The following is a 12,559-nucleotide window of genomic DNA, read 5'->3' as shown; positions in this document are numbered from 1 at the left end:
CCGTCATCTGATCATGAACAGAGTCACGTAGCTTATCTTTTCGCCGACACCAGCGATACGGGGATGGCGGACGGAAAGCCTGAGATGGCTCGCCGTGCGGGCGGCGGACTCGGTGTAGCCGACTGCATCTTCGACGGTCGGTCAGGCCCATGACAGGAAATCGACCCGCCACACCGTATTCTCCTTCACCACACCGACTATCGCCTCACGAGCGGGAAGGCCCGAACCTTGCGGGAACGTCGCCGCCGCCCGTATTCGCGGGACGCCGGGACCCCAGAGATCATGCTCGATATCGGTGTAGCTGAACTGCGGCTCCGCTCCGTCGCACCACACCATCTCCCGCAGCCTGCTGATCGATTCCCCGACAGCTCGCTCGTCGAACTCTTGGCGCCGGCGTGCCGACAACGCATGCCGAATCTTTGGCACACGCTCCTCGGAGATTCCGTCGCGCAAGTTCACCAACGCCGTCGATGCCCCGGAGCGGTCCCATTGCTCGGGCGGCAGGTCATCGGGGTCTTCTTCGGCGTTGCGGCGTTCGATCTCCTCGATCAGCTGGGTCAGGGTCTGAGCCACATCCCCGAAAATCTCCGGCTCCCAACGGCAATAGGCGATATCACTGCTGGGCGCCGGCTCCGACACCGGAAAGTTCGTGACCAACGACCCAGGCAGATCGATATTCTCACCGATCAACACATGTCTTCGTCCGGCCGGAGCCGGATGGAACCTGCCACGAACCGGTTCACCGCGATAGCTCTCCTCGTTGAGGAACGGCTCATCGGACGGATGGAAATACTCACCGATCAGAAAACTTTCGCTCTCCAGCCAGCGTTTCCCGACACCGAGCTCGCGACCGGATACCAGAACCACGACCTGAGCCCCTCGATGCCGCTCCCGATCGCCATCAACTCGCGATATTGGTAATCGAAGCGCACTCCCAGCCGTGCTTCCGCGGCCGCCAACTCGGCTTCCGACGCCGGAACACCTGGCGTCGCTCCGACCGCCACCGCCCGGGCAACAAGATCTCGAAGCGTCACGAAACGGACGCTACCAGCACAAAAGCCAAATCCAGCAGGATTCGATGCCCGGCCCGTAGCCTCTGCAGCGTGCACACCACGTTGACCGAGCACGCTCGATGCTTATACGGCGACGAATACCGTCCGGCCCCGGACTGCACCATCGGACACAACGAACAGGCATTCCTCAACGAACTGACCTTCGCAGAGGCGGGCGCCATTCTGTCCATGCTGCACGAGTTGTCGGCCCAGATCGCCGACGGGAATCTGCCGGTGTGGATACGGAATCTGGCCTACCGATCGGCCGTACTCCACCGGCCCGATCCAGGTCCTTCTCGCATCGCCTCACTGAGGCCATCGAAGAGTTTCGTCACAGCGTGTGCTCGTCCAGCAGAGGTCGCCAACCCTATCGGCGTCCGTCATTTGCGTTTGTTCCGGGTGTTCGACATCACCCTCGTAGATCACGAATCATGCTTACGACCAACTGGGCGCCGTCGTCGATCTGTGGGGCATTCTCGTCCTTGACATAGATCTCGAGTTCGCCTCGCCACCCTTCGATGACCGCCGACAGCGTCAGATATCGGGAACCATCAGCGGTTTTCGGTGCAATGATTCCCGCGACGGGGACACCCTGCACTGTGCGGGTCCGGTCATTCGAACCTTCGGTAGAGCCGAGATTATTGTGGCCCTCATCGAGTCCGAGCGACACACCCCCCACGTATCGAGTCGGTAGAACGTCGGTGTTCGTGGGGCTGGTGTCGGAGTTCTGGTAGAGGCATCCAGCTGATTGTTCGATGTCTCCGTCCTTGCGGGTGGTCGGGTGGATCGTGACGTCGAACGCAGTGACCTTGTACCACCTGGACAGGAATTCCTTCGGGTAGGCACACAATTCGCGCGTGCTGTGCATGCTGGGCGCAGGCCCGGCGTGGTCGTTGCCCGGCCCACAGGCAGACAGCAGAGCGCTCACGACCACCCCCGCCGCGAACGCGGCCCGCCGCGTCATCGTGGATCCCACTTGTCTTTGTCCGGTGACTGGCTGTCGAAGTCGGTGGATGCGCTCTGCGGCCATTTCCCGTTGTTGATGCCGGCGGGGCTTGTCGTCGCGACCGTGAGGGTGTCGAGAATTCCTTGCTGTCTGAGCAGGACCGCACCGAGCGCGAGGCCGTGTTTTCCGACCTTGTCGACCAGATCCGTGCCGAAGTCGATCGCGTCGGAAACACCGATGGGCATCGCGACAAAAGACGCGATCTTCAGCATGGCACCGCTGAACTTCGTCAGGTATGCGGCGATGTCTTCGATGATGCCGGAGTAGAACTTCCAGGCGCCGTCGGCTGAGTCGCGCAATGCACTGTTGGCGGTATCGCACACGGTCATCGCCGATTCCATCGCTGTCTGTTGCACGGCAGCGGCGTTACCGTAAGCGGCCGCCGAAGCCCCCAGCCACTGTCCAGTGAGGTTACCGTGCAGAGGGTAGTTGTTGCGCGCCTCGCTGATCTTGCTCTTCGCATGGAGCCACTCCCCTGCGGTTTGAACAAACGCGACCGGAGCGCGCAAGCCGTCGATGGCCCCGCTGAGTTCTTCGAGGACCTTTCGGATGCCGGCCTTGATCTTCTCTTTGTTGTCCTGCATCACACCGGTCAGCGAATCCTCGGTCAGAACCCCGTAGACCGCACCCACCGCCACTCCAACCCCGGGAAGCAAGGCCCCACCTTCTTGCGCCGCTGCGGCTATGGCCGCGAGCCGGAACGCTTCATCGACATCGTCTGGGGTGTTTCGGATCTCGTCGATTTTCGCCGAAAACTGCCTCAGGACCTTATCGAGGTCATCAAGGGTCTTGCTCGTCTCCGTCACTACAGCCCCTCTTGTAGCTTGATCAAGACATTGGCGAAGTTCTCATCTTTCTCTTGAAGAACAGTGGCTACGTGCGTCAACACGTTGCTGATCGAGGTCGCTTCGCTACTTCCCTCCCGCAACCGGTCTCGTAACCACTCCGCGGATTTCTTCTGTGCTTGCCACACCTCATCGAAGATCGACCAATTGATATCGCCATGGCTTTCCGCGATCGACCGTGTGCCGCGAGCCGCGGCTTCGAGGTCGGTGGCGGTTTCCTGCCACGACGCCGACGCGGTGACCATCTTGTTCAGATCCATCGAAAAGTCTTTTGTCACCGGGGGATCCCTTCGAGGTAGAAGCGGTGCTGCACGACTTCGGATTCCAGCTCGTCCTCGGATCGTGCCGCCCACTGGCCCGACTCATCGAACACCGGGCGTTGCTTACGGATCTCGTCTATACACGTAAGGATGTCGTGACCGATCTCGAAGGGCTGAGCCGTCGACGCCCAACGCGGCTCGATGACGATCTCGGTCAACCCTGACAGCTCTGCGCGCACCGTCACCGACGGCGTATCGAATTCGGTTGCGGGTCCGCTTGCTTCGTAAACCGACACCCCAGCGGACTCAATCTTCGCGAACTCCGTCGAAGATGATGCACCGAGCAGGGCGACCAGCTTCGCACGGCGGGTCGGCCTCATGCTGAGCCGCTCCCACTGCCCCGAGGCGATCGTCGGGGCTTCTTGCCGCCAGACCGCCGCCCAGTATCCGCTCATCGCCTCAGCCGAGAATTGGCTCGGTTCACGACGCTGATGCAGGGATCGATCGACCTCTATCTTGACCGGTAGCCTCAACCTGTCCAGCTCCATGCCGATCAGCACAGGCGCCGTTGCTGCGTTGGGTGCCAACAACATTCCTTCCGCACAGTCCGATGTTCGTCAACTGGTTTGGACGCACACCGCTCCAACTTGGTTCCTCCATGTGCTCTAGATCATGCCCGAGCGGTACAATCCTCGTAAGTCGCCTGGCATCTCCGGATCATCTGCGTCGCCGGCGTTCCACGATCGGGTCTGTCTTGTCAATGGTGTTTCCGGCGATTTCTGTCAGTAAGGTTTGGGCGTTGGGCTGGTGATCGCGAAGGCGTTGACCGCGGATCTCCAGCGCATGGTCCATCGCGCCCGACCGCCGCCGGTCGCGGTCGGGTGACTGGGTCGCCACTTACCACCTGTTGCTCGTGGCGTCGTATACTTCGCGGTTCTTTTGTTGCAACCCAGGAGGTTTCGGTGCTCATCTACGGCTGGCAGCGGCAGGTTCACACGCTCGCCACACTCACCGTCTACTGTGGCACTTGCCGGTGTAGTGGCCCGCACGGATTGCGGAAGTTCGTCACCAAGTTCTCACTGTTCTTCGTCCCGCTCTTCACCGTGAGCAACGAGCACTATCTGGAATGCCCCGTGTGCGGGGTGCGGTCGACCGTCCCGCCTCGCGACATCCCAAAACTCGTGGCCCAAAACAATATTCAGCCCTCGCCTGGCGAGATGATCCACACCCTGCCGCGTACCGCGGAGCCGGCCTGGCCTGATCTGCCGTAGTCCCCGCGCCGCGACGCGGACATGCTTCTGCGGCACAGCGACAGACGTTGTTTTGCCGTCCAGATCCGTTGGCTGGTACCGCTTTTCCATGGCGGCCAACACCGAGTTCCGGGCGTTCGGACGAAGGAGGCCAGAGGCTACAACCGATCTCGTGAGGGCTTCTCGGTAACGGCGATCAGCAGGGTGCCAATCGCAGCCGTTTGCATCATCAGCTGCCCCGCAGGGTCGGCGAAAACCGTGCCTGTGCGGATGATCGACGTGATGATGCCCGCCAGGGCCAAGGCGGCCACGAGCAGCGCGACAGCCCTTCTACGCTTTGTCCGTCGTCTCCGCGGACCAACTGCCACACCCATTTCCTGCCCGAGTGAAATCAAGCAGAGCAGGCCGGCAACGACACCAGTCAGGCCGAACAGACGACTTGCGGTCAGGTCGCCCCAATCCGCACTGACAGCCAACCTGGCCAGCGCAACAATGTACAGGCCGATGATGACAACGGCGGCGACCCCTCTGAACTGTGCCCATCGCTTCTTCCGGCCATCTGCGGCAACCGATCCCGCCCCCTGTGTGCTCACAGCTGGAGAGCCTACAAGTCCGATGATGGCGCCGCCTGGTGTTCGGTGCACGCTCGTGCCCTGCCCTCGCGTGTTCGGCCAGTCGCAAACGATGGGCGGCAGCCGATCTCGGGAATCTGCCTCTGCCGAGTCGAGTACGTTGTGAACTCGAACCCGAACGAGTGCGAGGCCCCCATGGCGGGGTATGGTCTGAAACTGTTGCGCCGCTATGACATCGAGCGCATTACCGCTATCGTGAGACCAGAAGACCCAACTTACTTCCAGCAGCTGTTCGCGAACCTGGCATCACAACTATCGATCACCTATGTCGTTCAACCCCGAGCACTGGGCACTGCGGGTGCCCTGCAACGGTGGTCCCGTGTCTGGCTGGGCGACCACACACGGGGACAGGTGATCGTCGGGTCGATCCTCGGCGCGGCGCTGGCAGCGATCACGTACCTGTTAGCTGCCTGAGGGGCTGTCTTCGAAACCCGTTCTCTGCGCTACCCCCGGTTTTGCGACCCACCCAGCATCTGACCTCCACCGCACTGCACCGTGACAGATAGCGACGGCGCTCGGTCCCGTCGGCGAAGGTGAATCATCCTGTCAACCCACGAGATACACGGATTGCAGCTCCACGCGAGCGCTCTGTCGGTGGTTTGAACGACTGTGGTGCAGGAGTTTGCCGATTAGGTTGTTGGTTCATTGATGCACGGCTTCGATGGCCGAAAAGGCGGGTTGGAGAGGGCAATTGATCAAGATGTTGACGGCGGCGCGCCAGGTGGCCGCGAGCGTTGTCGTGGCAACCATGATCCTTATTCCTGGACTCGCGCTTGCCCCGAATGCGCTCGCTGACAGCGTTTCACATCACGAAGCTGCAAGACCAGGGGCCGGATGGAATGGCCAGGTGCTCATTTCGACCGAAGCACGAGGCATCATCAAGGTGCAGATCCTCGGCCGCCGAATTGGCACCAATCCAACAGGTCTCGACGGTTTGTGTGTCGTGCACGTACGAGGCGATGGCCGTGCCCTTGAAGGGCGAGTCCGGCTCAACGGTGGCGGCAATGGCGAACTGCGCTTCGGCGAACTGCCGAACGGCACCTACCAGGTCAACGGCGATTGCTACGACGGCTGGCTGACGTATCCGACGGACACCACTGTGGTGATCGACGGTGCGGGACCGGCTACGGTCTCACCGATTCCTGTCCCGCAGTTCGGCAACACCGAGTCGCTTGACCAGTACTGCAACCGGATGGTCGATGACGTCAATGCGGTTGCACTCGCGAGCGTGTTCGTCAGCGCGGGTGCGGGCATTGTCATTGCCGGCGCCGCTGCCGCGGCTTCCGCGTTCATCCGTGGCACCTGCATGAATGCCGCGCAGTCACTGCACGACGGACAAACATTCGCCGACCAGTTCTGCCGTCAGACCGAAGACGGTATCCACGGAATTGTCGACGCCGTAGCCAAAGGCTTGCCGGTTTCGGTATTCATTCCGTCCATCTGCCAAGCCTGAGCAAGTCCGAGCCCATTGCGTGTTTCTGGCCAGAACTGCCACACGCATTCCGCCCGGCACCGAAAGAGAGCTCTGCTCATGGAATCTATCCGCACCCGCTCCACACATCCTCGGTCCGCCACCGGGAGCCGCCCCGACGGACAGGCGCCACGTCGCCAAGGACTGTTGCCAACAGCGCTGCTCGCCGTCGCTGTCGGCTTCACTCTGGTGATGACGTCCAGTCCGCCGACGGCGCACGCCGCCGGCCCGCCCACACCGCTGAACACGATGATTCAGGCATGTAAACAGGCCAGCGTCGTCGTGATCGCCGCCCGCGGCTCCGGAGAGCCATCCAATTCCTGGTACGGGCTCGGAGACACCATGTGGTCGGCGTACTCGTCAATGTACGACGAGGTCAAAAATCACGGGTTCAACGGTCAGGAGTTGCGCGTGGTGCCCGTGATCTACGAGGCCGAAAGCGTGTGGACGCTGTCGTTCGCGCCGCAGGCATTCTTCAGCTCGATCGCGACCGGCGTGCGGTACACCAAGAGCTTGCTCGATGACTATCGGTCTCGACCGGAATGCGCGCAGAAACCGTTGATCCTCGCCGGATACTCGCAGGGGGCGATGGTCATGCACCGCGTCCTCCAGGACCGTGCCGCCCTCGCGACAGTAAATCTGTGGAGTCCGCTATTGGTTGCCGACGGCGACCGCGTGGCGAACGACAACCTGGTCCGCTTCGGTGGCGCGGCGCCCGGCAAGCAGGGAGTGGGCCAGTTCTTGCCCGTGATCTCCGGCAGCAATTCCACCAAACTCAGAGCCGAGGATTACGTGCGTGACGTGTGTGTCCCCCAGGATGCTGTCTGCTCGCCGGACTTGGGTGCCACCCCGTTCTGGTGCCAAGGTGCCTGCATTCTCGCGTGGAACGCCGGCATCATCGCCGGTGAAGGCTGGGTGCATCAGCAGTACAAGGGATCGGTAGTACTCGACCAGGCTGCCCGGGCAATCCCGCGTTAGAGCTTCGTGCCTGACACCGTATTTGTCACGGGCACTCGATCGCCTGTCGACCACGTTCCACTCCTCCTCCGGTCGACGGGCGATCCGCGGGTCCGATTACGCGATGCCAATCCCGTTGTGCTGTAAGCCCACCGACGGACAGTGCTGCTAATCCCCACCGACGGGCAGTGCTGCTAATCACAGTCCACACTTGCCTGGCGACTGCGTGGTGGTCGATACCGCCTTTGGACACGAGACTCGTGGATTCGCTGCATGTCTCAGCGGCGGTGGGGGCAACGGGCCAGGTTGGCCAGTGTGAAAAGGTTGTGTAACAACATTTTTCCGTTGCGCGAATATGCATGCATGAGCCGCAAGAAGACACGATCGATCAGCGCCGCAGCGGTGGCGCTCGGGGCCGCGCTGCTGGTTGCCGGATGTTCCGCCTCGAACGACAGCACGGCGGCGCCGAGCACCTCGAAGAACGCGGTCACCTCGACTGCGGCGGCACCCACATCGGTTCCGGCGCAGGCGACGAATGCCGCGCCCGAAGCCCAGACGGCACCCGCACCGCAGGGGGCACCCGCACCTCAGGCGGCTCCCGCACCTCAAGGAGCTCCCGCACCTCAGGCGGCACCCGCACCCCAGGCTGCGGCACCGGGCACCGACACGGATCGGCCCGCCGGCAGCTGGAACCCCTGTGACATCTCCGATTCCGCGCTCGCGGGTGCGGGATTGAACCCTGCCAGCGAGCAACCGGTGACGAATTCCGGTATGCCGAGCGAGAAGTCCTGCAAATGGAAGACCGCCGACGGTGCCCTCGAGTTCTTCGTCTCGGCCTATGGCACGCCGGTGGGTGAGCTGCGGCAGACCGGCAAATACGTCGACTTCAGTTCGGTCACGGTGGCCGGCCGGAAGTCTCAGCAATTCCGGGCGGCGCAGGACGGGCACAAACTGGGCTGCTACATCGCGGTGCCCGCGTCTTTCGGCGGTGACATTCTGCTGTTGGCGTCCCGAACCTGGAAGCCGCAGGGCGGCACCGACGGATTCAATTCCTGCGACGACGCCCAGCGCATCGCCAACTCCCTGGTCAACCACCTACCCTGACACCTGCGTGCGCTCTCGAATGCCCGGACATGGCATGAGCGCACAACCTGGCCGGGTACAGTCCGGCAACTATCTCTTGTCAGCCAAGCGCTGAGAAAAAGGACCGCGAGGTGCCTCCACACCTCGCGGTCCTTCTTCATGTCGCGGAAGTCACCGGCAACGTCGCGATGGCCTGCCGCTACTCCGGCATCATCAACGATTGCGTCTCCACAGACTCGCCGACAACGCCGTCGCGAACCCGCACCAGAGGGGATACGCGCTCAATGCCCATCCTGCTCGATCCTCGGCAATGACTCGCCGAGCGAGATCGGCGCTGCTCACCGTCAGCGCTGCCGACAGCGCGGTCGCCGCTCGAAGGCGGTGCGCGCGAAAGAACATCCAACTCCAGCCGGCATTGAGCGCCAGATTCACCGCCAGAGCGCGACGCAGCGCTCGCGCATCCAACCTGTCGGCTCGATCGAGGGCCCGCGCGGTTGTCACCGCGACATCGCCGTACAGCAATGTCCAAGCGATCGGGAACACCGCCCCGGGCGGCTGGAAACCGGGCTTGTCGAGGCGCTGGTACCACCGCGAGCCAGGTCCGGTGGCCAGCGAACCGGCGACGGCCGCGGCCACGACCTCGGTGCCGGTCTCGATCAGATTCCGCCGCGATGGCCACCCGCGGGTGACCGGCTGCGCTGCCGAAGTATTCATAACCCCTCTTTCGGAGATTGAAATCGCTGACCGTGCCGCAGTACCCGCTGAGCTGCAGTCGTCACGGGTGCGCACTGCTGCCGACGCGCTCGGCGAGCAGGACGTGCGCGCCGACCTGATCCTCGGCGGTGCTGCCGGGGACGAAGCGCTCGATCATGGCCGGCCAGTCCAGGTCCTCGACCACCTTCAGGCCGAAACCGGCTAGCCTGTCGGCGATTTCGTTCGCGGTGAACAACGACAACCATGGTTCACCGATGCCTTCCATGATCGTGGCGAGTACCTCCACCATTGCCCGGCGCCGAGGTGGCAACGCCGAGGGGGGCTCGCCGTAGTCGATTACCACAGAGGTCGGAGCGGGACGTTCGGCGATGAATCGCAGCGTCGCGTCGAGCGCGGCATCGCTCAGGTATTGCACAACGCCGAGCCAGAGGAAGAAGGTCGGCGCCGCGGCATCGAATCCGGCGGCGCACAGTCGGTCCGGCAACGAGTCGGATTCGAAATCGACGGCGACGAAGCGCAGCGAGTCGGGCACCTCGATCCCGGCGTCGGTGATTCGCTGCCGTTTCCAGGCCTGGGTGTCCGGATGGTCGACTTCGTAGACGACGACGCCTGGGTAGGGGTTACGCAATCCGAAGGTGTCCAGTCCCGCCCCGAGTACTACGACCTGCGCGAGACCATCGGCCCGGCGCGCGAGCGTGTCCTCGGCGAAGCGATGGCGCATGGCCAGGAACAGCCGTGCCTCCAGCGGGACCTCGGTATCCCCGGCGGCTTCGCCCAGCGCGCTGTGTGCCGCCTTGGCGAGCGGTACCGCCAAGGGGTCGGTGAACACTCGTGGGTGATCGGAGCTCTGATGTAGCGCACGTCCTTGCGCGGCGCTCATCGCAGTCCGGCTCGGTTGTCCTGGTTGCACGATGACCTTTCCGTCGTGTAGGCGATTGAAGGTGTCAATTCTGTTTGCCCGCAAACCTTTCCGACTTGCCTTCGGATGCGGCGCCGTCCGCGCTCGCGCGTGGATGCGGGATCAGGAAGGTCGCCACCACGCCGAGCAGCACGAAACCTGCGGCCAGATAGCCGGTGCAGGCGATGGCGTCGGTCATCGCTTGCCGGGCGGCATCGGCGACGGCGGCGGTCTGCGGGTTCTGCCCGAGCGGTCCGATCGCGGCGCCGGCGCTGTCGGTGACCGCCTGAGCGAGCTGGTCGACCGTGCCGGCGGGCTGACCCGAGTCCGAGAGCCTTTCTCGCAGGCCAGAATTCAGCGTGGTGAAGAATACGGTGGTCAGGACGGCAATGCCGAGGGCAGAGCCGAGCTGCCGGAAGGCGCTCTGCACGCCCGATCCCTGCCCCGCGCGATCGGCCGGAACCTCGGCCAGGACCACGTTCGTCACCTGGGCTGTCGCGAATCCGACGCCGACACCGTATCCGGCCAGCGGTACGCCGAGGTGCCACCACGGCGCGTCGATCGTCGAGGCCGCCGCCAGGACGATCAAACCGACGCCCTCCAGGACCAGACCGATCCGCAGCATCGCCAGCGGCGAAAGGCGATCCGACAGTGGGTAACTGATCCCACTGGCCAGAAATCCGCCGACCGCGATGGCGAGCACGGTCAGGCCGGTCTCGACCGCGCTGTAGCCGAGCGTGAACTGCAACCACAACGGCAACACCGCCACCAGGCCGAACTCACCGAGTGCGATGACCGCACTGGCGAGATTGCCGTTGCGAAACGACGCGATCGTGAACAGTCCCACGTCCACCAGGGGCTGCACGCGATGGTTACCGGAGGAGAGCCGAATCTGGCGAAACACGAACGCCCCCAGCACAACAGCCGAGACGGCCAGGGCGACCAGCGCCGGGGAAGGACCACTACTCCAGTGCCATCCCGCCACCTCCACCGGAGCCAGGGTGGCACCCCAGCCGTAGGTGCGGCTCTGCACCAATCCGAATGCCGCCGAACCCAAGCCGACCACCGACGCCACCGCGCCGAGGACATCGACTCGACCGGGTTGCCGCTTCGACGGCTCCAGCAACACCAGCGCACCCGCGCACACCACCACGGTCAACGGGATGTTGATCCCGAATGCCCAACGCCAGGAAAGATGTTCGGCCAGCCAGCTGCCCAGCAGCGGCCCGATGGCGGTGGCGATGCCGATGGTCGAACCCCACACGGTGAAGGCCTGGTTGCGGTCCTTGCCGGTGAAGGTCTGATTCAGCAGCGACAACGAGGTGGGCAGGATCAGCGCCGCGGCGGCGCCCTGCAGGAAACGGGCGAGGACGAGTACCGTGCCGCTGTCCGCCGTTCCGGCCAGCAGGCTGGTGAGCCCGAAGCACGCGATGCCGATGAGGAAGATCCTGCGTGCGCCGACCAGATCGGCGACCCGCCCGGCGACCAGCAGCAAGGCCGCGAAGATCACCGCGTACGACTCCTGCACCCACTGACCTTGCACCGAGGTCACACCGAGTTCTTCGATGATGGAGGGCAGGATGACATTCACGATGGTGGTGTCCACCACGATCAGGGCCACCCCCAGCGAGATGGCCACCAATCCCAGCCATCGCCGGATGGCCGACCGGCCTTCGTCCGTCATGCGCCGTCGACCCCTTTCGCCCTCGAATCCAAGAATCACACCGCAAACTATTTTCACGGTGAAACAACTTTTGCCGATGCTAAGGTCGTTTCACCGTGAAAGCAAGTGGCCTGGTCACCCAGCACGACGAAGGAGACGGCAGTGACCGACGACCGCGAGCGGCTGGAACAGCAACTGATCGACGGCTTACGCCGCCACGCCGTGGACTACGAGAATCTGCGCCGCGCCTTCGCCGGCTGGCTGTCGCTGCACGCGAGCGACGCGAATGCCCTGGCCGAGATCGCCAACCAAGAACTGCTCGGGCAACCGCTGACCCCCGCCGCGCTCGCCAAGCGGATCCACCTGTCCCCCGGCGCCACGTCCAACATGCTCAACCGACTCGAGAGCGCGGGTTACATCCGCCGCAGCCGAGAGGGGCAAGATGGCCGAAAGGTGTTGCTGCACACCGGCGGACAAGCCGCCGCAGTCGCGCACGAGTTCTTCGACCCGCTCTCGGCCCGCCTCATCCGAGTCATGGACCGATACTCCGTAGCGCAATTGGGCGAGATCAGCAGTTTTCTGCACGAAGTCCACCTGACGTTGCGTGACCTACTGGCCGAACCGCTTCCTCCCCGCGAAAACCGAGAATGAACCCGACCTCGTCAATCGACCGAACCTCCGTAGCCGTTCCGGTTGCCGACTCCGTGCGCGGGTATAGCCGGACAGAA

Annotated in this window: 16 protein-coding genes; 6 read left to right on the top strand and 10 right to left on the bottom strand. The window is 63.5% G+C overall.

The window, feature by feature from the left end; translation table 11 throughout:
- Positions 1–141: 141 nt before the first annotated feature.
- The 5 genes from ACFYO1_RS34705 to ACFYO1_RS34685 all read right to left on the bottom strand — a co-directional run bounded on the left by ACFYO1_RS34705 (position 142) and on the right by ACFYO1_RS34685 (position 3,750).
- Positions 142–867, bottom strand: coding sequence for a hypothetical protein (locus tag ACFYO1_RS34705; protein WP_387240688.1), 726 nt, complete (start codon positions 865–867; stop codon positions 142–144).
- A gap of 594 nt (positions 868–1,461) precedes the next feature.
- The gene (locus tag ACFYO1_RS34700; RefSeq protein WP_387240685.1) at positions 1,462–2,016 is read right to left on the bottom strand and encodes a hypothetical protein; all 555 of its coding nucleotides are present in this window, start codon (positions 2,014–2,016) and stop codon (positions 1,462–1,464) included.
- The gene (locus tag ACFYO1_RS34695; RefSeq protein ID WP_387240682.1) at positions 2,013–2,864 is read right to left on the bottom strand and encodes a hypothetical protein; all 852 of its coding nucleotides are present in this window, start codon (positions 2,862–2,864) and stop codon (positions 2,013–2,015) included. Before ACFYO1_RS34695 ends, ACFYO1_RS34700 begins: the two co-directional genes overlap by 4 nt.
- A complete protein-coding gene (locus ACFYO1_RS34690; RefSeq protein ID WP_387240679.1) occupies positions 2,864–3,181 on the bottom strand; it encodes a hypothetical protein in 318 nt (105 codons plus the stop codon). Before ACFYO1_RS34690 ends, ACFYO1_RS34695 begins: the two co-directional genes overlap by 1 nt.
- Positions 3,178–3,750 carry a hypothetical protein gene (locus ACFYO1_RS34685; protein ID WP_387240675.1) on the bottom strand — a complete coding sequence of 191 codons (573 nt, stop codon included), beginning with the start codon at positions 3,748–3,750 and terminating at the stop codon, positions 3,178–3,180. Before ACFYO1_RS34685 ends, ACFYO1_RS34690 begins: the two co-directional genes overlap by 4 nt.
- 375 nt (positions 3,751–4,125) lie before the next feature.
- On the opposite strand from ACFYO1_RS34685, the gene ACFYO1_RS34680 reads away from it, so the two are divergent.
- Positions 4,126–4,434 carry a hypothetical protein gene (locus tag ACFYO1_RS34680; protein WP_387240672.1) on the top strand — a complete coding sequence of 103 codons (309 nt, stop codon included), beginning with the start codon at positions 4,126–4,128 and terminating at the stop codon, positions 4,432–4,434.
- A gap of 137 nt (positions 4,435–4,571) precedes the next feature.
- Here the strand turns inward: ACFYO1_RS34680 and ACFYO1_RS34675 are convergent, their stop codons facing one another.
- On the bottom strand, positions 4,572–5,006 hold the full coding sequence (locus ACFYO1_RS34675) for a hypothetical protein (protein WP_387240669.1): 435 nt from the start codon (positions 5,004–5,006) through the stop codon (positions 4,572–4,574).
- A 141-nt stretch (positions 5,007–5,147) separates the two neighbouring features.
- Here ACFYO1_RS34675 and ACFYO1_RS34670 point away from each other — a divergent pair, with 141 nt between their 5' ends.
- From ACFYO1_RS34670 to ACFYO1_RS34660, 3 genes are all read left to right on the top strand, one after another.
- Positions 5,148–5,459, top strand: coding sequence for a phosphatase PAP2 family protein (locus ACFYO1_RS34670; protein WP_387240666.1), 312 nt, complete (start codon positions 5,148–5,150; stop codon positions 5,457–5,459).
- Between the two features lie 277 nt (positions 5,460–5,736).
- The gene (locus ACFYO1_RS34665) at positions 5,737–6,498 is read left to right on the top strand and encodes a hypothetical protein (RefSeq protein ID WP_387240663.1); all 762 of its coding nucleotides are present in this window, start codon (positions 5,737–5,739) and stop codon (positions 6,496–6,498) included.
- A 165-nt stretch (positions 6,499–6,663) separates the two neighbouring features.
- Positions 6,664–7,494, top strand: coding sequence for a cutinase family protein (locus tag ACFYO1_RS34660; protein WP_387240660.1), 831 nt, complete (start codon positions 6,664–6,666; stop codon positions 7,492–7,494).
- Positions 7,495–7,751: 257 nt separating this feature from the next.
- Here the strand turns inward: ACFYO1_RS34660 and ACFYO1_RS34655 are convergent, their stop codons facing one another.
- Positions 7,752–7,964 (bottom strand): hypothetical protein, encoded by a 213-nt coding sequence (locus ACFYO1_RS34655; RefSeq protein ID WP_387241722.1) that lies wholly within the window; start codon positions 7,962–7,964, stop codon positions 7,752–7,754.
- On the opposite strand from ACFYO1_RS34655, the gene ACFYO1_RS34650 reads away from it, so the two are divergent.
- The gene (locus ACFYO1_RS34650; RefSeq protein WP_387241678.1) at positions 7,876–8,577 is read left to right on the top strand and encodes a DUF3558 family protein; all 702 of its coding nucleotides are present in this window, start codon (positions 7,876–7,878) and stop codon (positions 8,575–8,577) included. The two genes, ACFYO1_RS34655 and ACFYO1_RS34650, sit on opposite strands and share 89 nt — an antisense overlap.
- 192 nt (positions 8,578–8,769) lie before the next feature.
- Here the strand turns inward: ACFYO1_RS34650 and ACFYO1_RS34645 are convergent, their stop codons facing one another.
- The 3 genes from ACFYO1_RS34645 to ACFYO1_RS34635 all read right to left on the bottom strand — a co-directional run bounded on the left by ACFYO1_RS34645 (position 8,770) and on the right by ACFYO1_RS34635 (position 11,852).
- Positions 8,770–9,270 (bottom strand): TspO/MBR family protein, encoded by a 501-nt coding sequence (locus tag ACFYO1_RS34645; RefSeq protein ID WP_387240657.1) that lies wholly within the window; start codon positions 9,268–9,270, stop codon positions 8,770–8,772.
- 61 nt (positions 9,271–9,331) lie between these two features.
- Entirely contained in the window at positions 9,332–10,150 is an 819-nt protein-coding gene (locus ACFYO1_RS34640) for a class I SAM-dependent methyltransferase (RefSeq protein ID WP_387240654.1), read from the bottom strand.
- A 64-nt stretch (positions 10,151–10,214) separates the two neighbouring features.
- On the bottom strand, positions 10,215–11,852 hold the full coding sequence (locus ACFYO1_RS34635) for a DHA2 family efflux MFS transporter permease subunit (RefSeq protein WP_387240651.1): 1,638 nt from the start codon (positions 11,850–11,852) through the stop codon (positions 10,215–10,217).
- A 141-nt stretch (positions 11,853–11,993) separates the two neighbouring features.
- On the opposite strand from ACFYO1_RS34635, the gene ACFYO1_RS34630 reads away from it, so the two are divergent.
- Positions 11,994–12,482 (top strand): MarR family winged helix-turn-helix transcriptional regulator, encoded by a 489-nt coding sequence (locus ACFYO1_RS34630; protein ID WP_387240648.1) that lies wholly within the window; start codon positions 11,994–11,996, stop codon positions 12,480–12,482.
- The last annotated feature ends 77 nt before the right edge of the window (positions 12,483–12,559 follow it).

The organism is Nocardia sp. NPDC006044 (assembly GCF_042871115.1).
In the GTDB taxonomy this organism is placed as follows: Bacteria; Actinomycetota; Actinomycetes; order Mycobacteriales; family Mycobacteriaceae; genus Nocardia.
Note: the sequence above shows the minus strand (reverse complement) of the source record. Positions and strands in the feature narration are given on the sequence as shown.

Coding starts and splice junctions, on each gene's coding strand:
- ACFYO1_RS34700 (WP_387240685.1), bottom strand. CDS start 2,016: ATGACGCGGCGGGCCGCGTTCGCGGCGGGGGTGGTCGTGAGCGCTCTG.
- ACFYO1_RS34640 (WP_387240654.1), bottom strand. CDS start 10,150: ATGAGCGCCGCGCAAGGACGTGCGCTACATCAGAGCTCCGATCACCCA.
- ACFYO1_RS34645 (WP_387240657.1), bottom strand. CDS start 9,270: ATGAATACTTCGGCAGCGCAGCCGGTCACCCGCGGGTGGCCATCGCGG.
- ACFYO1_RS34635 (WP_387240651.1), bottom strand. CDS start 11,852: ATGACGGACGAAGGCCGGTCGGCCATCCGGCGATGGCTGGGATTGGTG.